The organism is Pseudomonas sp. RIT409, assembly GCF_003052515.2.
Classification (GTDB): domain Bacteria; phylum Pseudomonadota; class Gammaproteobacteria; order Pseudomonadales; family Pseudomonadaceae; genus Aquipseudomonas.
The window spans coordinates 1-21952 of the sequence record NZ_QARE02000006.1 but is presented as its reverse complement, the minus strand read 5'-3'; the positions used below and the strand labels follow the sequence as shown (position 1 = coordinate 21952).

20 protein-coding genes and 1 riboswitch are annotated in these 21952 nt (G+C 58.7%); of the genes, 9 read left to right on the top strand and 11 right to left on the bottom strand.

Annotated features, from left to right (window positions below; all coding sequences use genetic code 11):
* Positions 1-34 precede the first annotated feature (34 nt).
* From DBP26_RS09610 to DBP26_RS09600, 3 genes are all read left to right on the top strand, one after another.
* Entirely contained in the window at positions 35-991 is a 957-nt protein-coding gene (locus tag DBP26_RS09610; RefSeq protein WP_108237349.1) for a glycosyltransferase, read from the top strand.
* A 156-nt stretch (positions 992-1147) separates the two neighbouring features.
* The gene (locus DBP26_RS09605) at positions 1148-2032 is read left to right on the top strand and encodes a glycosyltransferase family A protein (protein ID WP_108237551.1); all 885 of its coding nucleotides are present in this window, start codon (positions 1148-1150) and stop codon (positions 2030-2032) included.
* Positions 2029-3255 carry an O-antigen ligase family protein gene (locus DBP26_RS09600; RefSeq protein ID WP_158541436.1) on the top strand — a complete coding sequence of 409 codons (1227 nt, stop codon included), beginning with the start codon at positions 2029-2031 and terminating at the stop codon, positions 3253-3255. The genes DBP26_RS09605 and DBP26_RS09600 overlap by 4 nt, the downstream gene beginning before the upstream one ends.
* On the opposite strand, the gene DBP26_RS09595 is transcribed toward DBP26_RS09600, so the two are convergent.
* Complete coding sequence (locus DBP26_RS09595; protein WP_108237347.1) at positions 3246-3908, bottom strand: toluene tolerance protein; 663 nt, start codon at positions 3906-3908, stop codon at positions 3246-3248. The genes DBP26_RS09600 and DBP26_RS09595 overlap by 10 nt on opposite strands.
* A 171-nt stretch (positions 3909-4079) precedes the next feature.
* On the opposite strand from DBP26_RS09595, the gene msbA reads away from it, so the two are divergent.
* Both msbA and hldE read left to right on the top strand, forming a co-directional pair.
* Positions 4080-5882, top strand: a complete 1803-nt coding sequence (gene msbA, locus DBP26_RS09590; protein ID WP_108237346.1) for a lipid A export permease/ATP-binding protein MsbA — start codon at positions 4080-4082, stop codon at positions 5880-5882.
* A gap of 245 nt (positions 5883-6127) precedes the next feature.
* Positions 6128-7549, top strand: a complete 1422-nt coding sequence (gene hldE, locus DBP26_RS09585) for a bifunctional D-glycero-beta-D-manno-heptose-7-phosphate kinase/D-glycero-beta-D-manno-heptose 1-phosphate adenylyltransferase HldE (RefSeq protein WP_108237345.1) — start codon at positions 6128-6130, stop codon at positions 7547-7549.
* Positions 7550-7645: 96 nt separating this feature from the next.
* On the opposite strand, the gene DBP26_RS09580 is transcribed toward hldE, so the two are convergent.
* From DBP26_RS09580 to DBP26_RS09565, 4 genes are all read right to left on the bottom strand, one after another.
* Positions 7646-8617: a metal ABC transporter ATPase gene (locus DBP26_RS09580; protein ID WP_108237344.1), complete on the bottom strand. Its 972-nt coding sequence runs from the start codon at positions 8615-8617 to the stop codon at positions 7646-7648.
* A gap of 36 nt (positions 8618-8653) precedes the next feature.
* Positions 8654-9475 (bottom strand): aldo/keto reductase, encoded by an 822-nt coding sequence (locus tag DBP26_RS09575; protein WP_177411037.1) that lies wholly within the window; start codon positions 9473-9475, stop codon positions 8654-8656.
* Positions 9472-10647: an FAD-dependent oxidoreductase gene (locus DBP26_RS09570; RefSeq protein ID WP_108237342.1), complete on the bottom strand. Its 1176-nt coding sequence runs from the start codon at positions 10645-10647 to the stop codon at positions 9472-9474. Before DBP26_RS09570 ends, DBP26_RS09575 begins: the two co-directional genes overlap by 4 nt.
* A 69-nt stretch (positions 10648-10716) precedes the next feature.
* A complete protein-coding gene (locus DBP26_RS09565; RefSeq protein WP_108237341.1) occupies positions 10717-11049 on the bottom strand; it encodes an SMR family transporter in 333 nt (110 codons plus the stop codon).
* A 107-nt stretch (positions 11050-11156) separates the two neighbouring features.
* Between DBP26_RS09565 and DBP26_RS09560 the strand changes: the two genes are divergently transcribed.
* On the top strand, positions 11157-12041 hold the full coding sequence (locus DBP26_RS09560) for a LysR family transcriptional regulator (protein ID WP_108237340.1): 885 nt from the start codon (positions 11157-11159) through the stop codon (positions 12039-12041).
* 14 nt (positions 12042-12055) lie between these two features.
* Positions 12056-13330, top strand: a complete 1275-nt coding sequence (waaA, locus tag DBP26_RS09555) for a lipid IV(A) 3-deoxy-D-manno-octulosonic acid transferase (RefSeq protein WP_108237339.1) — start codon at positions 12056-12058, stop codon at positions 13328-13330.
* Between the two features lie 15 nt (positions 13331-13345).
* Here waaA and DBP26_RS09550 read toward each other — a convergent pair whose 3' ends face one another.
* Complete coding sequence (locus tag DBP26_RS09550; protein ID WP_108237338.1) at positions 13346-14785, bottom strand: TolC family outer membrane protein; 1440 nt, start codon at positions 14783-14785, stop codon at positions 13346-13348.
* Positions 14786-14950: 165 nt separating this feature from the next.
* Positions 14951-15055: riboswitch (TPP riboswitch) on the top strand.
* 167 nt (positions 15056-15222) lie between these two features.
* Between DBP26_RS09550 and thiC the strand changes: the two genes are divergently transcribed.
* Complete coding sequence (gene thiC, locus DBP26_RS09545) at positions 15223-17109, top strand: phosphomethylpyrimidine synthase ThiC (RefSeq protein ID WP_108237337.1); 1887 nt, start codon at positions 15223-15225, stop codon at positions 17107-17109.
* Between the two features lie 312 nt (positions 17110-17421).
* Complete coding sequence (gene cytX, locus DBP26_RS09535) at positions 17422-18759, top strand: putative hydroxymethylpyrimidine transporter CytX (RefSeq protein ID WP_177411036.1); 1338 nt, start codon at positions 17422-17424, stop codon at positions 18757-18759.
* A gap of 75 nt (positions 18760-18834) precedes the next feature.
* On the opposite strand, the gene DBP26_RS09530 is transcribed toward cytX, so the two are convergent.
* The 5 genes from DBP26_RS09530 to DBP26_RS09510 all read right to left on the bottom strand — a co-directional run.
* Complete coding sequence (locus DBP26_RS09530; protein ID WP_108237334.1) at positions 18835-19464, bottom strand: GAD-like domain-containing protein; 630 nt, start codon at positions 19462-19464, stop codon at positions 18835-18837.
* 114 nt (positions 19465-19578) lie between these two features.
* Positions 19579-20205 carry a GAD-like domain-containing protein gene (locus DBP26_RS09525; protein ID WP_108237333.1) on the bottom strand — a complete coding sequence of 209 codons (627 nt, stop codon included), beginning with the start codon at positions 20203-20205 and terminating at the stop codon, positions 19579-19581.
* Between the two features lie 23 nt (positions 20206-20228).
* Positions 20229-20849: a GAD-like domain-containing protein gene (locus DBP26_RS09520; RefSeq protein ID WP_108237332.1), complete on the bottom strand. Its 621-nt coding sequence runs from the start codon at positions 20847-20849 to the stop codon at positions 20229-20231.
* Between the two features lie 172 nt (positions 20850-21021).
* Positions 21022-21639 carry a GAD-like domain-containing protein gene (locus DBP26_RS09515; RefSeq protein WP_108237331.1) on the bottom strand — a complete coding sequence of 206 codons (618 nt, stop codon included), beginning with the start codon at positions 21637-21639 and terminating at the stop codon, positions 21022-21024.
* Between the two features lie 9 nt (positions 21640-21648).
* Positions 21649-21952, bottom strand: a 304-nt coding sequence (locus tag DBP26_RS09510) for a polymorphic toxin type 15 domain-containing protein (RefSeq protein ID WP_256604721.1), incomplete at its 5' end; no start/stop codon positions are given.

Genomic DNA, 21952 nt, shown 5'->3' with positions numbered 1-21952 from the left:
GGGCTGTGAGTGATCCGGTATTGTAAGGAAGCCGATGAAGGTTCTATTTCTTGTCCAGAAGGAGCAGCGCGCCATTCTGGACCGCCTCTATGAGGGCGTTGCAGCACACTGCGAATGCGACCTGCGTTGGCTGACCTCCGACGAGCAGCGCCACTTGCGCCGCTATTTCCGACAGCATGTCGATGTTTCGAAGTACGACCGCATCGTATTCTTTCTGCGGTTCAAGCAGGAAATTCGTCAGGCGAGCTTCATCCGCACGGTGCCCAACCTGGTGATCCTCGAACACGACGCCTACCAGAACTACATCCCTTGCAAATACACCGGCCAGTTCAGCGCCCATTACCGCAAGATGCCGTGGGTGCGCGTGCTCAGTTCGGGTTTCGTGGTCAGTGACCGCCTGCGCAGTGAAGGATTCGACGCCGTGTTCGTGCCCAAGGGGTACGACCAGACGTTGCTCAGCGATCAGCGGCGCGAGCGGGATATCGAGCTGGCATTCGTCGGCAGCACCAACAGCGTGGCATACAGCGGCCGCAAGGCGTTGCTCGACGAATTAGGGCAGGTCGAGAACCTGGTGGTCACCCGGACCAAGTCCGGCGAGGAATACTGCAACACACTGAACCGTATCCGTTTCTTCGTCAGCGCCGATGTCGGCATGGGCGAATACATGATCAAGAATTTCGAAGCGATGGCCTGTGGCTGCGTTCTGTTTGCCTATGATCAAGGAGAGGCGGAGAATCGCGCATTGGGTCTGCAGGACATGGACAATGTGGTGTTCTACCGTGATATTCCGCAGTTGCAGGCGAAACTCGCCATGTTGCGCCAGGATCAGGATCTGGCCGCGCGTATTGCGGTCAACGGGCGCAATCTGGCAGTGTCTCAGTTCAGTTTCGAGGCCATCGGTGCCCGCATCGTGCGAGAACTCGAACCTGCGCTTCGCCCGCAACCACCCATGAGCGGTTTCCAGAAGCTGCGCGCAGCACTGGGGATCTGAATTGAACGGCTTAGCCAGCGCCTATAACGACACTCATTTGAAAACAGACTGCCCTCGAACGTTTTTGCTGTTAAAGCCAGGTCGACGCGATACTGATCGCTCCCTGTGCATGCGGTCATCGAAGGTGTTATGCAGAGCCAAGGGTCAATTGCGGATATGAAATGGCCATTGGTCTCGATTCTGGTGCCGTGTTTCAACCACGAGTTGTACATCGAGGAATGCCTGCGCAGCATTCTGGCGCAGGATTACGACAATTTTGAGCTGATCGTCGTGAACGACGGCTCCACCGACGGCAGCGCCGCGAAGATCGAAGCGCTGCAGCGCTTGCACGGTTTCCAGTTTTACCAGCAGCCCAACATGGGCGTCAGTGCTGCACTCAACCTGGCGCTCAGCCATGCGCGGGGCGAGTTCATAGTTACCCACGACTCCGACGACATCATGCTGGCCGGGCGGATCCGCCGGCAGGTCAGCTACATGCAGGAACATCCGGAAGTCGGTCTGCTGGGTGCAAAGGTCATCTACATCGACTCGATTGGTCGTCCGATCAAGCATAAGGTCGCCCGGCAATCGTCCGTGCAGCGCTGGAGCTTCGACCAGTTGCTGGCGGATGCTTATGCGGTCGGGGCTCCGGTGGCAATGTACCGGCGTGAGGCGATCGATCATGTCGGTGGGTACGACCCGGCCATCAAGGTCCAGGATTTTCAGATGACGCTGAGAATCGCCCAGGCCGGTTATCAGGTCGACATTCTGCCTGATCGAGTCACGCTGTATCGCCGGCACGCCACCAACATCTCCAAAACCGCGTACAAAAGCCAACTCGTCTACGACCTGAAAGTCATCGAGGCCTACCGCGACAATCCGGCCTACGAAGCGGGGCGTCTGGCGATCATCAACAAGGCGTTGAAAGAGTCCGTCGTGACCGACAAGAAATTCGCCCGGGGCCTGTTCGCCAGCATTCCGGTTCATCGCTGGAATCGCCTGACATGGAAGAGATTCAGGCACTTTGTTTTCAAATACGGCAAACCCAAGGGTGCACAGTGAGTCAGCCTTTACAGGACAAGCGGTCGGTAAGCAGCGTTTATTCTCAGGTCACCGCGCAGTGGCGGGAGATTTCGAATCATCTGGGCCCTGGGGGCCTGCTGCTCGCATTGGGCTTGTTCTGGAGCGTCGCCGGTGTGCTGTTGACACCGACCATGAAGTTTTACAGCTGGCTGCTGACGGCATTCGTTTACCTGCCATGCCTGTACCTGATCGTGCGCTACTTCCACGAATTCCGTCATACGGTTTTGAATCGCCGTGAGCTCTGGCTGTTCTTGCTGCTGTTCGTCTGGTCGCTGGTGTCGCTGAGCTGGAGTGCCGATGCCGAGCGCTACCTGACCATCATCAAACGCGAGTTGTTTTTCCTCATGCTGATCCTTGGCTGGATCGTGTGGGGGCGCACATTCAACAAGCCGCTGCAAAGCATGATGATTCTCTGGGGCGCGCTTGCGGGGCTTTACTCCCTGGCCGCGCTGATCGCCTATCCGATGCGCGGGATCGACCGGATGTTCGGGTTTGGCGGCTTCATGGACAACCCCAACCCAGCCGGTTACACGATTGCAGCGCTGGTGGTGCTCAGTTGTACATGGTGGCCGCAACGGCTGAGTGCCCGTGTTGTTTGGGCAATCCTGCAGGCATGTTCAGTGGCGTTCGTGATCATGACCGGCAGTCGTGGGTCCATCGTGTCGCTGATTGCCGTCGCTGGCGTAGTCGTGCTGCTGGGCGGTGGTCGTTTCTATCGTGCGCTGGCGATCGTGGCTTTGGTGGCCGCGGCAGCCCTGGCCATTTTCGAACCTTCGATCGTGCAACGCGGCGACTCGGAGCGGCTGATCCTGATGAAAGGCGCTGTCGAGCTGATTCAGCAGCGCCCATGGCTGGGGATCGGCCTGAGCAGCGACTACGAAGTGAGCGCGGGCGGAGTGGTATTCGGCCATTGCCACAATCTGATTCTGGACACGGCCATTCAGTACGGGGTGCCCTTTGCCGCGCTTTGGATCTGGCTCTGGCTCTGGCTGGGCTTTCGGGCATGGCGTCACCGGACGGAAAGCCTGGGGATGGCGATTCTGATGATCTGGGTGTTCGCGACGGTGGCCGTGCAGTTCGACGTCTTCACCGTTTTCGGCCGTGCGCGTGCGATGTGGATGGTGGTCTGGATGCCGTTCGTGCTTTCGCTGTGTCTCGGTAAGTCGGAAAAAAAGGAGCGCTCGATCGAGCGTCAGACCTGATCCGCACGTGCTAGGTGCTCTACGAGTACCTGGCGTTCCCATGCGTGGGCGCTGTGTTCAATGTAGGCCTCGAAGAAGAGGTCGCCGTGGTTTTGCAGTAGCCACGCATGGTCTCCCTTATAGCGGCGCATGTGCTGGAAGTTGCGCAGGCACAGGCTTTTACGCAATGGGCGACGCAGCGTCTTCATGTCAGCGATGTCGATGAGGCCGAATTCGTTGTCCGGGGTCATGACGACGTTGCCCAGGTGCAGCGAACGGAAATAAATACCCTGATTGTGCAGTTCTGCGACGAACCGGCCGAACTTGCGCAGCAAAGCCTCATCGTTGAAATACCCAGGTTCGGCAATCAGTTGGCGAAGGGTTCGACCCGGCAGTGGCCGGTAATGAACCACGTCACGGGCTATTTCCCCTACCCGGTAGGTTTCCAGCACATCGGGGCAGGGAATGCCGCGCTTGTGCAGGGTCGACGCGTTGTTCGCGAAGCGTTTGGCGTAGGGGAACAGCGCAGCGGACGACACCAGTCGCTTGCGCCTGAACAGCTTCATGAAGTTGCCATCGGTCAGGCGCAAGACCTTGTCTCCAAAAGCATCGGCCTCGATGACTTCGGCATCTTTGCGTAAGGCTTGGTAGTCAGGGTAGGCGAGTGCGCGCATGCGGGCTCCTTCGAAAAAGGCCGCCATGATACCTCAGCCGCTCGCCCCAGGCCCAACGCTCTGCGCACGGGGCTCTTCAAATCGCTCGTTGCCGGGGCGGCCCGGTTGCGTAACGTTTTCACCTACCTTGCGTGTGGTAGTATTTCGGCTCTTCTAATCGTATCGATGACCATGAGCACGCCAGAGAAACGCGAATCCTCCAGCCTGAAAATCTATTTTCGACTGCTGACTTACGTGAAACCCTACGTGGGCATCTTTTTGCTCAGCATCGTCGGTTTCGTCATTTTCGCCTCGACCCAGCCCATGCTGGCGGGCATCCTGAAGTACTTCGTCGACGGCCTGACCAACCCCGAGGCCGTGCTGTTTCCCAACACGCCCTACCTCCGGGACGTGCAACTGCTGCAAGCGGTGCCTTTGCTGATCGTGCTGATCGCCGCCTGGCAGGGGCTTGGCTCTTACCTGGGCAACTATTTCCTGGCAAAGGTCTCCCTCGGCCTGGTTCACGATCTGCGGGTCGAACTGTTCAACAAGCTGCTGGTGTTGCCCAATCGCTATTTCGATACCCATAACTCCGGGCATCTGATTTCCCGCATCACCTTCAACGTCACCATGGTCACCGGGGCTGCAACGGACGCTATCAAAGTCGTCATTCGCGAAGGGCTGACCGTTGTGTTTCTGTTCCTGTACCTGGTGTGGATGAACTGGAAGCTCACCCTCGTCATGCTGGCGATCCTGCCGTTGATCGCGGTCATGGTGGGCAGTTCCAGCAAGAAATTCCGCAAGCAGAGCAAGAAGATCCAGGTGGCGATGGGGGATGTCACCCACGTGGCCTCGGAAACCATTCAGGGTTATCGCGTGGTGCGCAGCTTCGGCGGCGAAAAGTACGAAGAGGAACGCTTTAAAAGGGCCAGCACCAGCAATACCGATAAGCAACTGCGCATGACCAAGACCGGCTCGATCTACACGCCCATGCTGCAGTTGGTCATCTACACCGCCATGGCCGTGCTGATGTTCCTGGTGCTGTGGTTGCGTGGCGACGCGACGGCGGGTGATCTGGTGGCGTACATCACCGCCGCGGGCCTGTTGCCCAAACCGATTCGCCAGCTCTCGGAAGTCAGTTCGACGATCCAGAAGGGTGTGGCGGGCGCGGAGAGCATTTTCGAACAGTTGGATGTGGAGCCGGAAATCGATACGGGCACCGTCGAGCGCGAGCGTGTCGAAGGCCATCTGGAAGTGCGTAATCTGAGTTTCGCCTACCCGGACACCGATCGAACAGTGCTGCATGACATCAGTTTTTCCGCCTCGCCCGGTCAGATGATCGCGCTGGTAGGGCGTTCGGGCAGCGGCAAATCGACCCTGGCCAACCTCATTCCTCGCTTCTACCACCATTCATCGGGGCAGATCCTGCTCGACGGTGTCGAAATCGAAAACTATCGGTTGCGCAACCTGCGCCGCCATGTGGCCCAGGTGAATCAGAACGTGACGCTGTTCAACGACTCCGTTGCCAACAACATCGCCTACGGCGATCTGGCCGGTGCCCCCCGCGCGGATATCGAGGCTGCCGCTGCCGATGCCTATGCCAAGGAGTTCGTCGATCAATTGCCGGAAGGGTTCGACACGCAGGTAGGTGAAAACGGCGTGCTGCTCTCCGGTGGTCAGCGGCAGCGATTGGCGATTGCCCGTGCTCTGTTGAAAAACGCGCCATTGCTGATTCTCGACGAAGCGACGTCGGCACTGGACACTGAATCCGAGCGGCACATTCAGGCCGCGCTGGATCACGTCATGAAGGGCCGTACAACGCTGGTCATCGCGCACCGGCTGTCGACCATCGAACGGGCCGACCTCATTCTGGTGATGGATCAGGGGCGTATCGTCGAGCGAGGTACCCATCCTCAGTTGCTGTCCAAAAATGGTTATTACGCGCGGCTGCATGCCATGGGGCTCGACGAGCCGGCACCGGTCGGGGCGGTCTGATCCTTTTCGGACGATTGCGCTCTGACAATTGTCGAGCGCCCGAAACCTTGTAGGAGCGCGCTTGCCCGCGATTGCGATTCATCAATCAAGGTCCATGTGATTGATGCACCGTAATCGCGGGCAAGCGCGCTGCTACAAGTGTAATTGTCGTCAACGGTCCCACTCACTTTTCCCCAAGGCATCAAGCCTTCGCAAACCCTGTGCTAAGATTCCGCCCCTGTTCATTTTCAGTTGCGGGTTGTTCGATGAAGTTGTCCATGCCACGTTTCGATCAGGCACCAGTTCTTGTGGTGGGCGACGTCATGCTCGACCGCTATTGGCATGGCGGCACGTCGAGAATTTCCCCAGAAGCCCCGGTCCCGGTGGTGAAAGTCGATCAGATCGAAGACCGGCCGGGCGGTGCCGCCAACGTGGCGCTGAACATCGCCGCGCTGGGAGCCAAGGCGTCCCTGGTTGGCGTGACCGGTGAGGACGAAGCCGCCGAGAGCCTGGGCAACAGCCTCAAGGCCGCGGGCGTCACGGCGCGCTTCCAGCGCATCGCGCAACAGCCTACGATCGTCAAGCTGCGCGTCATGAGCCGCCATCAGCAATTGCTGCGCATCGATTTCGAAGAGCCTTTCGCTACAGACGCCGATGCGCTGGGCCGTGAAGTCGACGCCTTGCTCGACGGGGTCAAGGTGCTGGTCCTGTCCGATTACGGCAAGGGCGCACTGAAGAATCACCAAGTGCTAATCAAGGCCGCGCGCGACCGGGGTATTCCCGTGTTGGCCGACCCGAAGGGCAAGGATTTCGCGATTTATCGCGGCGCCAGCATCATCACCCCGAACCTCAGCGAATTCGAAGCCATTGTCGGCTCCTGTGCCGATGAGGCTGAACTTGTCGCCAAAGGCGCGAGGCTGATGACCGATCTGGAACTGGGGGCGCTGCTGGTGACCCGTGGCGAACACGGTATGACGTTGTTGCGCCCCGATCAGCAAGCCCTCCACCTGCCTGCACGTGCCCGCGAAGTCTTCGACGTGACCGGCGCCGGTGACACCGTGATTTCCACCTTGGCCGCGGCCATCGCTGCCGGTGAAGAATTGCCCCACGCCGTGGCACTGGCCAACCTCGCGGCCGGTATCGTCGTCGGCAAGCTAGGGACCGCGGCGATCAGCGCCCCCGAGTTGCGCCGTGCCATTCAGCGTGCCGAGGGTTCCGAGCGAGGGGTGCTGAGCCTTGATCAGTTGCTGCTGGCGATCGAGGACGCCCGGGCGCACAACGAAAAAATCGTCTTCACCAACGGCTGCTTCGACATCCTGCATGCCGGCCATGTGACCTATCTGGAGCAGGCCAGCGCCCAAGGGGATCGCCTGATCGTTGCGGTGAACGACGACGCCTCGGTCAGTCGCCTCAAAGGCCCCGGCCGCCCAATCAACAGCGTCGACCGTCGCATGGCCGTGCTGGCCGGCCTGGGCGCCGTGGACTGGGTCATCAGCTTTTCGGAAGGCACCCCGGAGAACCTGCTGAGTCACGTCAAACCTGACGTGTTGGTGAAGGGCGGGGATTACACCGTGGACCAAGTGGTCGGGGCGCAGATCGTGCAAGCCTATGGGGGCGAAGTGCGTGTGCTCGGGTTGGTTGAAAACAGCTCCACCACGGCCATCGTCGAGAAAATTCGCGGCCAGTGAGTGATCGCTCCACCCGCTCGACAAGCGCCTGTAGGAGCGCTTGTCGGCAAGCGGTGGCAGTCAGGCTCAACACCCTCATGAGCGCTCTTCTCTCCACTAGGACTTGTGCAACTTGTGCCGCGCCATGCGCAGCAGTTGTTTGGCACCCACTTTCAATCGCCGCTTGATCCCTGCCTTCTTCGCCTTAGGCGGCACCAGCCCTTGCTGCACCAGCCAGTCTTTCCAACGAATTCGCTCGTCCCGCACCACCCAGCCATCCTGGGCTGCAAAACTTTCGGCCAGGTACAAACCGCGCGTGCCCGCAGGAGACAACTTGTCGTTTTTCAAGGTGTAGAGTTCGGGCAGCGGTTTGCCATTTGCCAAAGGCATGAGATACAGGTCAGGCTTGCTGCGGTTGAGGCGTGCCACCAGTTCATCTTTCTCCAGCGCCTCGTCGACGTGGAACAGACTCAAGGGACGGGCTTCCTTCGGCACCTCAAGGCGCAGGTCATAGATCAATTGCAACGATGCCGTCGGCAGATGGACGTAGGCGCGAGGTCGCTCGATCAGGTTCATGCTGCCGCAACGCACCGGGCGCGCCGCCCCTGAAAGCGGGCTCAAGCGAAAGGGCATCGCCTCGCGGTAATGCAACGCTGACGCGTAGGGTGTCGGCAGCCACGTGTCATTGAAGCGGCCGCTGAGCCACCCCTGTGGCGTTTCGATCAGGCATTCTTCGGCGACCTCCTGAATGGCGGTCAGCAGCGGCAGGTTGAGCTCATGTGCCGGCACGTAGCCGGAGATCAGCTTCAGCACCACATCGCCGCGGTCCTGCCGCCGTTGCCGGACCAACACCCAGTAGTCGCGGTTCTGCCAGGTGAGGGTGAGGCGAACCGAGACCCCCAGATTGGCCAGTTCGGTGGAAAAGCGTTCGCTGTTGTCCACTTCGATGTTGCGACGACGTTGCAGGGTCTGGGAAAAATTGAGCGGCATCCCGACACTCTGGTAGCTCAGGCCTTCGGGTGTAGCTTCGACGAACAGTGGCAGGGTTTTGAAATTGCTCGGGTTCTTGCGGATCAGCGTTCGCGGCATATCGGCTCCTTCTTGCGTTGGGGTCGGCCGCGGCAGTCAGCGCCGTTGACGGTACTGATGGTCTAGCACGGCAGCGGCAGTGGCCACGTTGTGGGACAGGTGCAATGGATTGATCGTTCCGACGATAGCACCGGTCACGCCAGGATGCTCGAACAGCAATTCAAAGCTGGCCTGCACGGGGTCGACGCCGGAACTCAGGCAGGCGTGCCCGCTGGCCAACGCCTTCTTGATCAAAATGCCTTTGCCGTGCGCGGCGGCGTAATCGAGCACCGGCTTTTCTGCTTGTTCATTGAGGTTGTAGGTGACCATGGCGCAATCACCGTGTCGCAGGGCCAGCAGCCCACCTTCTACGGTTTTGCCGGAGAAGCCCATGCCGCGAATCTTGCCTTCGCGTTTGAGATCGGCCAGGGTCTGGTACACCTCGCAATCGTTGAGTACGTGCAGGTCATTACCGTCCGAGTGGACCAGCACCAGATCAATGAAGTCTGTTTCCAGACGCTTCAGGCTGCGCTCGACCGACATCCGTGTGTGCGCGGCGCTGAAGTCATGGCGTGACTGGCCGGCTTCGAATTCCTCACCGACCTTGCTCACGATGACCCAGTCATGGCGTTGGCCACGCAGCAGTGGTCCCAGGCGCTCTTCGCTACGGCCATAGGCGGGGGCCGTGTCGATCAGGTTGATGCCCAGATCACGCGCGAGCTTGAGTAGCCTGCGTGCTTCGTCGTCATCAGGGATGGTGAAGCCGCTGGGGTATTTGACGCCCTGATCGCGGCCCAGCTTGACGGTGCCCAAGCCAAGCGGCGAAACGTCGAGGCCCAGATTGCCCAGTGGGCGGTGCCAATCATGCAGGGTCTTCATGGCAGCAATACATCCCATACCGGTTTAGCCAAAGGCGGCTTGGGCAGGTCGGGGTATTTCGGCTGTGGTATCGGATGAATGGCATCGCGGGACAGCGAAGCCAGGACTCGGTCGGCGAAGTCCGGGGCCAAGGCCAGCTTGGTTGGCCAACCCACCATCAGACGGCCCTGGACATCGAGAAAAGCGTTGTCGGGGCGCACGAGGCCGGATTGCATAGGCTCGGCTCGGTCGACACGCAGTGTGGCGAACTGCGCCTGGCTCAGGTCGACCCATGGCAGCAATTGGGCGAGTTCCTTTTTTGCCGTGGCGATCTGTTCAGCCGGTTCACGGGCCACGCCATCGGCCTCGGAAAGGTCGCCGCCGAGGTACCAGACCCACTCGCCATTCGCCGCAGGGTGCGTGGTCACGGTGATGCGTGGCTTGGGGCCGCCCCCCAGGCAATGCGCGTAGAGTGGCTTGAGTGTCGGCCCTTTGACCATGACCATGTGCAGCGGACGACGCTGCATCGCGGGCTGGTCGACGTTCAGCATTCTCAGCAGGTCGTCCGTTCCGCCGCCCGCGCTCAGCACCACGCGCTGGGCATGAATATCTCGGCCGTCGACCCGCAGCCCGACCACTTCCCCTTCATCGAGCAGCGGCTCGATCTTCTCGCCTGCCAATAGGCTGTCGCCAGCCAGGGCTGCCAGATTCTCGATCAGGCTCGGAACGTCGATCACCAGTTCCGCAAGACGGTAAACCTTGCCTTTGAAGCGCGGGTCTTGCAGGGCAGGGGGCAGTTCCGCGCCCTTGACCTGATCGACGCGACCGCGCACGGCCTTGCTGGCGAAGAAGCTGGTGAGGTTGCCCGCCAGCGTCCCTGGCGACCAGAGATAATGGGCTTCGGAAAGCAGCCGCACACCGGAGAGATCCAGTTCACCCTTTCCCGAGAGCGCGTCGCGCCAGCGACGGGGCATGTCGGCGATGGCCTCGGAAGCGCCGGACAACGCGCCGTGCAGCGCGTACTTGGCCCCCCCATGGATGATGCCTTGCGACTTGACGGTCTGCCCGCCACCCAGGCTGTCGCGCTCCACGACCACTGTCGAAAAGCCCTGTCGACGCAAGCGCGCGTTGAGCCAGAGACCGGCAACGCCTGCGCCGACAATCAGGACGTCAGTGGAGATAGCAGATGGCATGGAAACCTCAAATGGCGAAACGAATCGCGCCATTATGCTGCTTTTCTGGGCCGCTTTTAAACGATTGCCTCAATGGCCGGCCGTTTTCGAGAACAACTGAATCACCACCACGCCAGCCACAATCATCGCCATGCCCCCAATCGCTGGCAGGTCGAGCTTCTGGCCGTAGATGATCAGCGCGGCAATGCTCACCATCACAATGCCCATGCCTGCCCAGACCGCGTAAGCCACGCCCACTGGAATCGTGCGCACCACCAGCGTCAGCATCCAGAACGCCGTCGCATAGCCCACAATGACCAGCAGCAAGGGCAGAGGGGTGCTCAGCCCCTTGACGGCTTTCATGGAAACGGTCCCGATGACTTCTGCACAAATGGCAATCGCGAGCAGGTAATAGGCGGACATGGTGAAAATCCTCTTGGCAAATACACCCTTCGATGGCTGAGGATTTTAGAGGCTGTATAGATGGGGTAAAGTCATTACCTATCTCCCGAATCGATAGGTTGAGCGACATGCAATGGAGTCTGGAGCAGATCCGGTTGTTCGTCGGCGTAGCCGAGCAACGCTCGTTCTCGGCCGTAGCGCGTGATGCGAAGCGCGCCCAGTCAGCGGTCAGCAGTGCGATTGCCCTGCTGGAAACCGATTTGGGCGTCAGCTTGTTTGACCGGAGCAGCGGCCGTCAGCCCCGATTGACCGAGGCGGGCAGCGCCCTGCTGGAAGAAGCGCGGGAATTATTGCGCCAGTGTGATCGGCTGGAAGGCCGGGCGTTGGCGCTGATGCGTGGGCAGGAGGCGCGTCTGCGCCTGGCTCACGACGAGGCGATGCCCTATCAGCCAGTGCTCGATAGTCTGGACAAATTGGACCAGCGATTCCCCAGCGTCGAGGTGCAACTGGCCAGCGGTGCCCAAGGGGATGTGGCCCGCAAACTGGTGGAGCGTCGCGCTGACCTCGGTCTACTGTTCCATCATGAACAGATGCCGGATGCGCTCGAGCGTCGGGTGCTGGGCAGCGTGGAAATGGTCACGGTGTGCGCCACCAATCACCCCCTGGCCCACGAGCCGATGGTCACTCGCCAGCAACTTGCCCGGCACCGTCAATTGCTCATCGCCCCTCAGCAGAGTGGTTACCCTGGCGGGGAGCCGGTCAGCCCGCAGATATGGCGCGCTGACAGCTTCTACGTCATGGCCGAATTGCTGATGCGTGGACTGGGCTGGGCCTGGTTGCCGCGCCATGTCGTTCAGTACCCGGCGTATCAGAATCAGATGATCGAGTTGAGCAGCGAATGGACACCTCCGGCGTTGGTGGTCGAAATGGTCTGGCGCCGCGATGAGCCATTGGGGCCTGCTGCTCAATGGCTGGCCGAATGTTTCACCCATCACCTGAAGGCCATTGGCTGATAGACTCCGCGCCCATGAATAGAACGCTCTACACACTGCTGTTTCATCTTGGGCTGCCGCTGATTGCCTTGCGTCTGTGGCTTCGAGCCCGCAAAGCGCCCGCTTACGCGCAGCGTATCGGCGAGCGTTTCGCCCGCGGACTTCCAATGATGCAGCAGGGCGGCATCTGGGTTCACGCCGTCTCGGTGGGCGAAAGCATCGCGGCGGCACCGATGGTGCGCGCGCTTCTGGCGCGTTATCCACACCTGCCGCTGACCATTACCTGCATGACACCCACAGGCTCGGAACGCATCCGCTCGATGTTCGCCAACGAACCCCGAGTGCAGCACTGCTATCTGCCCTATGATTTTCCCTGGGCGGCCGCCCGATTTCTCGATCACGTACGGCCAAAGATCGGGGTGATCATGGAGACCGAGCTGTGGCCCAATCACATTCATCAATGCGCCAAGCGCGGCATTCCCACCGTGTTGGCCAATGCGCGTCTATCGGAGCGCTCAGCACGGGGTTACGCAAAGTTCGCGCGGCTCACACGGCCCATGCTGGCAGAAATGAGCCTGATCGCCGTGCAAACCGAAACCGAGGCGCAGCGTTTTCGCGACCTGGGCGCACATCCGGAATGCGTGCAGGTCACGGGTTCGATCAAATTCGATCTCACCATTGACCCGCAATTGCTCAGCCGCGCCGCCCGGCAACGCGCCGATTGGCAGACCCTCGATCGCCCCGTCTGGATTGCTGCGAGTACCCACGCCGGTGAGGATGAGGTGGTCTTGTCCGCCCATCGCCAAGTATTGGCGCATCATCCAGACGCGCTGCTGATACTGGTGCCGCGCCATCCCGAACGCTTCGACAGCGTGTATGAATTGGTCCGCCAGCAAGGCTTTACCGGCGTGCGTCGATCCTCCGGTGAGCCGGTCACCCGCGAGACAGCGGTGCTGGTCGGTGACACCATGGGCGAATTGCTGTTTCTCTACGCACTGGCTGACATCGCCTTCGTGGGTGGAAGTCTGGTGCCTAACGGTGGGCACAATCTCCTGGAGCCTGCTGCGCTGGACAAGCCTGTCCTGAGCGGTCCGCACCTGTTCAACTTTCTTGAAATCGCCGCGTTGCTGCGCAATGCGGGGGCTTTGAAGGAGGCGAGCGACGCGGTGGGCCTGGCAGCGGCGGTGCAGGGTTTGATCGAGCAGCCCGACCAAGCGAAGGCGATGGCGGATGCCGGGTTGGCGGTGATCAAGGCCAATCACGGGGCGTTGAGCAAGCTGCTGGACGGCATCGGCGGCCTGCTGCGCTGACGATCGGTTCGAATGTCAACGCCCTGAGGGCCGCTCGAAATTCTTCGCCGCCTCTTTCGCCAGGTCCGGGGGCAGGAAGTCCTTGTCCGGGTTGTAATCGGACTTCAGATAGCGCGCCAGGTCCTGAAGGTCTCCCGGGCTCAACGTCCCCGCTGCCTGCTTCAAGCGCAGGTTATCGAGGATGTAGTCGTAGCGGGTGTTGTTGTAATCACGCACTGACGCATAAAGCTGGCGCTGCGCGTCGAGCACGTCGACGATGTTGCGCGTACCGACCTGATAGCCGATTTCCGTGGCTTCCAGCGCACTCTGGTTGGAGATGATCGACTGCTTGCGCGCCTGCACCTGCTCGACGTCGGTGTTCACGGCTCGGTGCAGGTTGCGGGTATTTTCCACCACCTGGCGGCGCAAACCTTCACGCTGTTGTTCGGTCTGGCCGAGACGAGCGTACGCCTCGCGCACTTGCGAGCTGGTCAGGCCGCCACTGTAGATCGGAATGTTCACCTGCAGGCCGATGGAGCGCTGTTCAACGCTGCCATGGAAGTCCTGCCCGGTGTAGTTCGGGTTGGTGAAGCCCAGCGGGTCGTTATCGCCCTTCTGATACTGGGCGACAGCGTCGACGGTCGGCGCGTGGCCGGCCTTGCGCTGGCGCAGTGTCTCTTCGGCAGCACTGACAGCGTAATTGCTGGCCAGCAGATTGAGGTTCTGCTGCGAGGCGGTATCGACCCAGGACTTCGCGTCGTTGGGGGAGGGCGCCAGCACCGGCAAGGTGTGCACGATGCCCTCGATGGAGTTGTACTCGCGATTGGTCAACGTGACCAAGGCCTGGAAGGCATCATCCACTTGGCGTTTGGCGACGATCCGCGCAGCGCGGGCCGTGTCGTAGCTGGCCTGGGCTTGCAGCACGTCGGTCTTGTCGGACAGGCCCACGTCAAAGCGTTCGTTGGCTTGATCGAGCTGACGTTTGAAGGCCGCTTCCTCGGCTTTGGTCGAGGCCAGGTTGTCTTGAGCACGCAGCACCGAGAAGTAATCTTCCGCGCTCTGCAGAATCAGGTTTTGTTCGGTCGCCGAGAGTTGCAACAAAGCCTGTTCACTGACGTCCTTGGCCGCCTTGAGCTGAAACCAGCGATCTGCGCGGAAGATCGGCTGGCTCAAGGTGGCGCGGTACACGGTGCCGCTGCGGTTGATAACGGCAGACGGTTCGTCGATCTTGGTCCGCGTGCTGTTGATGTCGGCCCCGCCGGAGAGGTTGGGCAGCAGACCGGCACGGGCCTGAGGCACGATTTCCTTTTGCGCGTCATAGCTGGCACGGGCGGCGGCCAGGTCCGCGTTGTTGTTGACAGCTTCCTGGTACACGCTGACCAGTCCGGTTCTGGTCGGTAGAGGCAAGTCCGCTGCACCCGCCATTGCGTTCGAGGCACATGACACGGCAATGGCCAATGAGATTTTGCGCAGCATAGACAGTCCCTGGTAATGGTTTCGCCAACATTTACACCGACGGCTTTGGCGTCGCGTAGCGAGTGTAGTTCCGTCGGATCGCTACAACAATCGGACAGAACCGCCATTTAACGAGCGTTTGAATTCCCTGCTTGGCGTTTATCGGCTGTCGCGTCTAGACTGACGCCGTTCTTGTCGGGGTGCCTTGCTATGAGGCTGAGATCGGATAATCCGGATCCCGTTGAACCTGATCAGGTTAGCGCCTGCGTAGGGAACAAGATTTCTCGTCTCCCGGCGAGTCCTCTTGAGTGTCGTCCGGGGTGTCTTTGTTCATATTTTGAACAGTCCTCGTCGTTCGACTCTCAGCATCCGTCTTCTCAGGGTGCCTCCGTCCGTTCCAATCAGGCTCAAGCTCCGACAATTCCATCCGCTGCAGGATGATGTCAGGAGAGCCCGTGATGAGTACAACACTAAAAAGCGCCAATCTGAGTGAGTCCGCCCAAGTCGATTCGGGGTCGGTTCAGCCGTTCCCCCGTTCGCAGAAAATCTACGTTCAGGGCTCGCGTCCGGACATCCGCGTGCCCATGCGCGAAATCAGCCTGGACATCACGCCCACCGATTTCGGCGGTGAGATCAACGCGCCGGTGTGCGTCTACGACACCTCAGGTCCTTACACCGACCCGGATGTGGTCATCGACGTGCGCAAAGGCCTGGCCGATGTCCGCTCGGCCTGGATCGACGATCGCGGCGACACCGAGCGCCTCGCCGGCCTGAGTTCGGAATTCGGCCAACAGCGTCTGGCGGATGCCGAGCTGACCAAGCTGCGCTTCGCCCACGTGCGCAACCCCCGTCGTGCCAAGGCGGGTGCCAACGTCAGCCAGATGCACTACGCGCGTCAAGGCATCATCACGGCTGAAATGGAATACGTCGCCATCCGCGAAAACATGAAGCTGCAAGAGGCGCGGGCTGCCGGCCTGTTGAAACAGCAGCACGCGGGGCACAGTTTTGGCGCAAGCATCCCGAAAGAGATCACCGCCGAATTCGTGCGCGAAGAGATCGCCCGAGGCCGCGCGATCATTCCCGCGAACATCAACCATGTCGAATTGGAACCCATGATCATTGGCCGTAACTTCCTGGTGAAGATCAACGGCAACATCGGCAACAGCGCCCTGGGCTCGTCCATCGAAGAAGAAGTGGCGAAGCTGACGTGGGGCATTCGCTGGGGTTCGGACACCGTGATGGACTTGTCCACCGGCAAACACATTCATGAAACCCGCGAGTGGATCATTCGCAACTCGCCAGTCCCGATCGGCACCGTGCCGATCTACCAGGCGTTGGAAAAGGTCAACGGTGTCGCAGAAGACCTGACGTGGGAGCTGTTCCGCGACACGCTGATCGAGCAGGCCGAGCAGGGCGTCGACTATTTCACCATTCATGCTGGCGTGCTGCTGCGCTACGTGCCGCTGACGGCCAAACGCGTGACCGGGATCGTCTCCCGCGGCGGCTCGATCATGGCCAAATGGTGCCTGGCGCACCACAAGGAAAACTTCCTCTACACGCATTTCGATGAGATCTGCGAAATCATGAAGGCCTACGACGTCAGCTTCTCGCTGGGCGATGGCTTGCGCCCCGGCTCGATTGCCGATGCCAACGACGAAGCGCAATTCGGCGAATTGGAAACCCTCGGCGAGTTGACGAAGATTGCCTGGAAGCACGATGTGCAATGCATGATCGAAGGCCCCGGCCATGTGCCGATGCAATTGATCAAGGAGAACATGGACAAGCAGTTGGAATGCTGCGACGAAGCGCCGTTCTATACCCTCGGCCCGCTGACCACCGACATCGCTCCAGGCTACGACCACATCACTTCCGGCATCGGGGCGGCGATGATTGGCTGGTTCGGCTGCGCCATGCTCTGCTACGTCACCCCGAAAGAGCATTTGGGGCTGCCAAACAAGGACGACGTCAAGACCGGGATCATTACCTACAAGATCGCCGCGCACGCGGCCGACCTCGCCAAAGGCCACCCCGGTGCACAGATTCGCGACAACGCACTAAGCAAGGCTCGCTTCGAATTCCGCTGGGAAGATCAGTTCAACCTTGGGCTGGATCCGGACACGGCACGCTCGTATCACGACGAAACCCTGCCGAAGGATTCCGCCAAGGTGGCGCATTTCTGCTCGATGTGCGGCCCCAAATTCTGCTCGATGAAGATCACTCAGGAAGTCCGCGAATACGCGGCCAACCAGAAGATCGAGGCGGTGGACGTTTCGGTAGCCGAAGGCATGCGTGAACAGGCTGAACGGTTCAAGCAGGAAGGTAGCCAGCTTTATAAAAAGGTCTGACCGATCTTGATTGATCGTTCCCACGCTCCGCGTGGTAACGCCCTGGCTGACGCTCTGCGTCAAATGGGACGCGGAGCGTCCGGGGCGGCATTCCCACGCGGAGCGTGGGAACGATCACCAAGGTGGCGCATTTCTGCTCGATGTGCGGCCCCAAATTCTGCTCGATCAAGTTCACTCAGGAAGTTCGCGAATACGCGGCCAACCAGAAGATCTTGATCGTTCCCACGCTCCGCGTGGTAACGCCCTGGCTGACGCTCTGCGTCAAATGGGATGCGGAGCGTCCGGGGCAGCATTCCCACGCGGAGCGTGGGAATGATCACCAAACCCAATAACAATGCTCCTCTGAGATCACACACTGTGAACACACCCGGCACCTACTCCCCCGACATCCCCGTTCCTGCCGCCAAGCGGGTCTTCGGCGGGCGCGATCTGTTTTCCCTGTGGTTCTCCCTCGGCATCGGCCTGATGGTCCTGCAAACCGGCGCATTGCTCGCGCCGGGGCTGGGCATGTCAGCTTCGATGCTGGCGATTGTTCTCGGCACCTTGATTGGGGTCTTGCTGCTCGCGGCGGTTGGCGTGATCGGCAGCGATACGGGCCTGTCAGCCATGGCTGCGCTCAAGCTGAGCCTCGGGACCAAAGGCGCGACAGTGCCGGCGATCCTCAACCTGCTGCAATTGGTGGGCTGGGGTTCGTTCGAAATCATCGTCATGCGCGATGCGGCCAGTTTGCTGGCTGCCGGGGCGTTCGCTGAAGGCAGCATTTGGACGAGCCCGTTGCTCTGGACGCTGTTGTTTGGTGGGCTGGCCACCTTACTCGCCGTCAGCGGTCCGCTGGCTTTCGTGCGCCAGATCTTGCGCAAGTGGGGCATTTGGCTGCTGCTGGCCGCGTGCGCATGGCTGACCTGGAACCTCTTCGCCAAGGCCGATCTGGCCGCGCTGTGGGCGCGCGCCGGGGATGGTTCGATGCCGTTTGCGGTGGGTTTTGACATCGCCATTGCCATGCCGCTGTCGTGGCTGCCACTGATTGCGGATTACTCCCGGTTCGGCAAAGGTGCGACCGGTGTGTTCGGTGGCACCGTGCTGGGCTTTTTCATCGGCAATTTCTGGTTGATGACCTTGGGCGTCGCCTACACGCTGGCGTTCGCGCCGAGCGGCGAAGCCAATGCGTTGTTGCTGGCGCTGGCCGGGGCAGGGATGGGCATTCCGTTGCTACTGATTCTGCTCGACGAGTCAGAAAACGCTTTCGCCGATATCCACTCGGCGGCGGTCTCCAGCGGGATTCTGTTAAAGACCAAGGTCGAGCATCTGGCGCTGGTCATCGGCGTCATCTGCACGCTCATCGCCTGTTTCGCGCCCCTGGCGCAGTACCAGAACTTTCTGCTGCTGATCGGTTCGGTATTCGCGCCACTGTTCGGCGTCGTGCTGGTGGATCATTTCATCCTGCGTCGCCGCCGCGAGGGGGCGGCAACTGTGGGTTTGCGGGGGATGACATTGCTGGCATGGCTTGGCGGCATCGCCACCTACCATATGCTGGCTAATCTTTATCCAGATGTCGGTGCGACACTGCCAGCGCTGGTGGTGGCAGGTGCGTTGCACTGGGTGTTGTCGCACATCCAAGGCCACCCGCAGCCCGATATTTCGCCCAGCTGAAGCATTGCGCGGCTAAGACATAATGAATTGAAAAGAAGAACGGAGCGCCTCTAGCTGTACAGAGGCGCTACACCGTCAAAGCGAATCCAGATTCGGGAAGCCCCAGTCTCTCAAAGGCGATAGCTGAGAAAGAAAGGTCAAGTGTTCGACAATTTTGACTTTTTGCAGGTGGTCTGGATCGCTCGGCCCTCCTAGTACGAGGGCAGGGACGAAACCGTACATCTCATCGGGTTCCAAACGACCGAGTTTTTTCAGCGCTGCAGTGAAAAGATCATCGAAATCATCTGTATCGCGATCTTTATTCATGAAAAAAACTTCGACATGGTGATTCGCTTCAGCTTTTGACATGAGCGGGCGCGCGCTCAGCGAATAGCGCGCGTATACAGAATCGATATTTAAAGTGCTTCCTGTACGGCTTTGCCATAGATAGAGGTCGCCAAATGCACTGCGAGCCACGACATGATAAGTGTCAGCATCCTGAATGCCTGATGCCTCCAGCCACGTCCTTACAGTTGCATCGTAATCGGCCGGGTTGACCGTCCAGAAAATGCCGTCGCCATAACCGCTCCAGCCGTTCTCTCCCCAGAATTCAAGCAGCAGATCGGGCAGATCGCCTCTGTAGCATTCGATAGATGTCGCGGGTGCTTCACGCCGATGGATGTCAGGTCCCATGTTGTTCAAAAAATACGAAAAGTACTCGTTCATAGTGCGCCTATGTGAAATTTCCAGGCTTGCATTGGTTTTTGTTGCGTGGCGATCTGCTTCGTGGACGTTTTAAAGTTTCCTCGAACGTGTCTATTCGGCCTTCACACCGCGCGCTCAATTGATTTCAATACCAGAAAACGCCCAAGGCATGAGCGGCATGAGTTGGGATAGAAACGTAAGGTGTTCGATCGTTTTTAACTTCTCAAAATTCTCCAGGCTTGTCGAACCGCCTAGAGCTAGCGCTGGCACAAGCCCGTACATTTCGTCGGTTTTCAATTTTCCGAGCTTAGCCAAAAGAGGGTAGAAAATGTCGCAGAAGTCATGGTGATTCTTTTTCACGAAAGAAAAGAAAGCTTGCACCCCGAGATCCATGTGTACACCAATCAGCTTGGAAGTCCGCAATGAATAGCGAGCAGTAAGGCTGAATACAGTTAGGCAGTGCCCCTTCTTCTCTCCCCATAGATAAAGATCCCCAAACGCGCTTCGAGCTATCACGTGCAGCTTCTCGTGTGCAAGTTCGGGAATTGCCGAAACCCAGGCGTCTACCAGGTTTTCATATTCCTGAGGATCAACGGTCCAAAATAGTCCGTCTACGTACCCACACCATCCGTACTTTTCCCAATACTCCAGAAGCTGGCTGGGAAGTCTGCTTGCATAGCGTGTAAGGGTAGAGTCTGGAGCCTCTCGACGGTTGAATCCAAGTCCAAATTCTTCAGTGAAAACGTTGTAGTGTTCGTCCATGATGTATTCTTGATATTTAGCATTCAAATGTCCGGGAATCCCCAGTCAGTCAGGGGATCGAGTTGATACAAGAACGTTAAGTGCTCAACTGTCTTGACTTTTTGCAGGTGTTCTAGATCGCTCGGCCCTCCTAGTGCGAGGGCCGGGACGAATCCGTACATTTCTTCAGGTTGCAATGGGCCCAGCTTGCTCAGTGCCTTCTCGAAAAGACTATCGAAATCATTATGTTCACGGGCGGATGCCACAAAAAATGACATAATGAGGATGTCTGCTTCTCTAAGTGAAGACGCGTTTTTTTCTAACATGCTGTATCGGGAGTAAACCGAGCATATTTTTATGTAGCTGCATGTCTTCTCCTGCCAGAGATAAAGATCTCCAAATGCACTTCTTGCGATGAGATGGAAAGTACTGGCCTCTGCAATCTTCGACCCCAGTAACCAAGAATGAACGATACCCTCATATTCTTCCGGATTGACTGTCCAAAAGATTCCATCTCCATAGCCCGCCCAGCCATAATTTTTCCAATGTGTAAGCAGCCGCGAAGGAAGGATATTTTTGTATTTGTCGAGCGATGATGTTGGCACTTCCCTCCTGAAGCATGCATCACCCACTTTTTCCGTGAAAATTTCGAAGTACTCTTCCATCCATTCGCTCATTTGCATCCCTCCAAACGTGCATTGATTTTTATTTCGACTCGCTCTGCATTCACGGTGAAGTTATTCGGGCCGTTGTCCTGCACCCAAGCCCCATGCGCCAGCTTATTACCCGTGACTGTGTATACCGCTGATGGCTGCGTACCCACCAGCCACCAAGTCTTCAAATGTCTGGAAATCCCCAGTCGGTGAGGGGGGTGAGCTGAGACAAGAACGTTAGATGCTCGATGGTTTTTACTTTTTCCAGGTGTTCCAGATCGCTCGGCCCTCCTAGTGCGAGGGCCGGGACGAAGCCGTACATCTCGTCGGATTTCAGCGGCCCTAGCTTTTGAAGTGCTTTTTTAAAGAGGCCATCCAAATCGTTACTCGCATAGGTCACAGAAGCGAAAAAGACGCGAACGGCGAGATCGATTCTTCCCTTGGTTGGGTCTAAAATGTCGTGCGAGTAGCGAGAGTAAACGGAGTCAATTTTAATCAATTCCGACGCACTGTTTTTCCAGAGGTAGAGATCACCGAACGCGCTTCTTGCGATGACGTTATAGCTCGAGGCGTTTGGAATCCCTGAGCACTCCAGCCATTCCTTAATAATGCCTTCATATTCGTAGGGGTTAACAGTCCAGAAAAGACCGCGTGCGTAGCTGCTCCACCCATGTTCCACCCAATACGCAAGCAGCTGTCCAGGTAATTTTCCTCTGTATCTATCTATTGATGAGGCTGGCACTTCCCTCTTCTCGGAGGGTGGCCCAAATTCGTCAATGAATAACTTAAAATCTTCGTCCATTATATTTTCCTACTGACATCGTACCAATCTTGCATTTATTTTGGTCGTGCTTGCTCCGGCGCTCTTCAATCTTCTAACTGCTTCATCCAAGCCTAGGATCCTTCCACGCCACTGCGATCCTATACTGGAATTTACCCGGCGGTCACCGAAGTCCGCAATCGTATCTTTGCCTCCTGCGAAAAGGTCTGGATTGTGCAGCGCGGCAAGTACGGCCATTTTTTCTTTTGCCAATGTTTTGGCCATTTTCGTTGCTTCGCTGGCAGAGTGTTTTTGGCTTTCTAACTCTATCCTTAGCTTCCTTATAAAATCCTCC

Bases quoted from the DNA above. Each gene is read 5' to 3' on its own strand.
- DBP26_RS09605 (WP_108237551.1), top strand. From the start codon at position 1,148: ATGAAATGGCCATTGGTCTCGATTCTGGTGCCGTGTTTCAACCACGAG.
- DBP26_RS09560 (WP_108237340.1), top strand. From the start codon at position 11,157: ATGCAATGGAGTCTGGAGCAGATCCGGTTGTTCGTCGGCGTAGCCGAG.
- DBP26_RS09595 (WP_108237347.1), bottom strand. From the start codon at position 3,908: ATGCGCGCACTCGCCTACCCTGACTACCAAGCCTTACGCAAAGATGCC.
- DBP26_RS09525 (WP_108237333.1), bottom strand. From the start codon at position 20,205: ATGGACGAACACTACAACGTTTTCACTGAAGAATTTGGACTTGGATTC.
- msbA (WP_108237346.1), top strand. From the start codon at position 4,080: ATGAGCACGCCAGAGAAACGCGAATCCTCCAGCCTGAAAATCTATTTT.
- hldE (WP_108237345.1), top strand. From the start codon at position 6,128: ATGAAGTTGTCCATGCCACGTTTCGATCAGGCACCAGTTCTTGTGGTG.
- DBP26_RS09610 (WP_108237349.1), top strand. From the start codon at position 35: ATGAAGGTTCTATTTCTTGTCCAGAAGGAGCAGCGCGCCATTCTGGAC.
- DBP26_RS09580 (WP_108237344.1), bottom strand. From the start codon at position 8,617: ATGCCGCGAACGCTGATCCGCAAGAACCCGAGCAATTTCAAAACCCTG.
- DBP26_RS09515 (WP_108237331.1), bottom strand. From the start codon at position 21,639: ATGGACGAAGATTTTAAGTTATTCATTGACGAATTTGGGCCACCCTCC.
- DBP26_RS09575 (WP_177411037.1), bottom strand. From the start codon at position 9,475: ATGAAGACCCTGCATGATTGGCACCGCCCACTGGGCAATCTGGGCCTC.
- thiC (WP_108237337.1), top strand. From the start codon at position 15,223: ATGAGTACAACACTAAAAAGCGCCAATCTGAGTGAGTCCGCCCAAGTC.
- cytX (WP_177411036.1), top strand. From the start codon at position 17,422: ATGATCACCAAACCCAATAACAATGCTCCTCTGAGATCACACACTGTG.
- DBP26_RS09520 (WP_108237332.1), bottom strand. From the start codon at position 20,849: ATGGAAGAGTACTTCGAAATTTTCACGGAAAAAGTGGGTGATGCATGC.
- DBP26_RS09570 (WP_108237342.1), bottom strand. From the start codon at position 10,647: ATGCCATCTGCTATCTCCACTGACGTCCTGATTGTCGGCGCAGGCGTT.
- DBP26_RS09550 (WP_108237338.1), bottom strand. From the start codon at position 14,785: ATGCTGCGCAAAATCTCATTGGCCATTGCCGTGTCATGTGCCTCGAAC.
- DBP26_RS09565 (WP_108237341.1), bottom strand. From the start codon at position 11,049: ATGTCCGCCTATTACCTGCTCGCGATTGCCATTTGTGCAGAAGTCATC.
- waaA (WP_108237339.1), top strand. From the start codon at position 12,056: ATGAATAGAACGCTCTACACACTGCTGTTTCATCTTGGGCTGCCGCTG.
- DBP26_RS09530 (WP_108237334.1), bottom strand. From the start codon at position 19,464: ATGAACGAGTACTTTTCGTATTTTTTGAACAACATGGGACCTGACATC.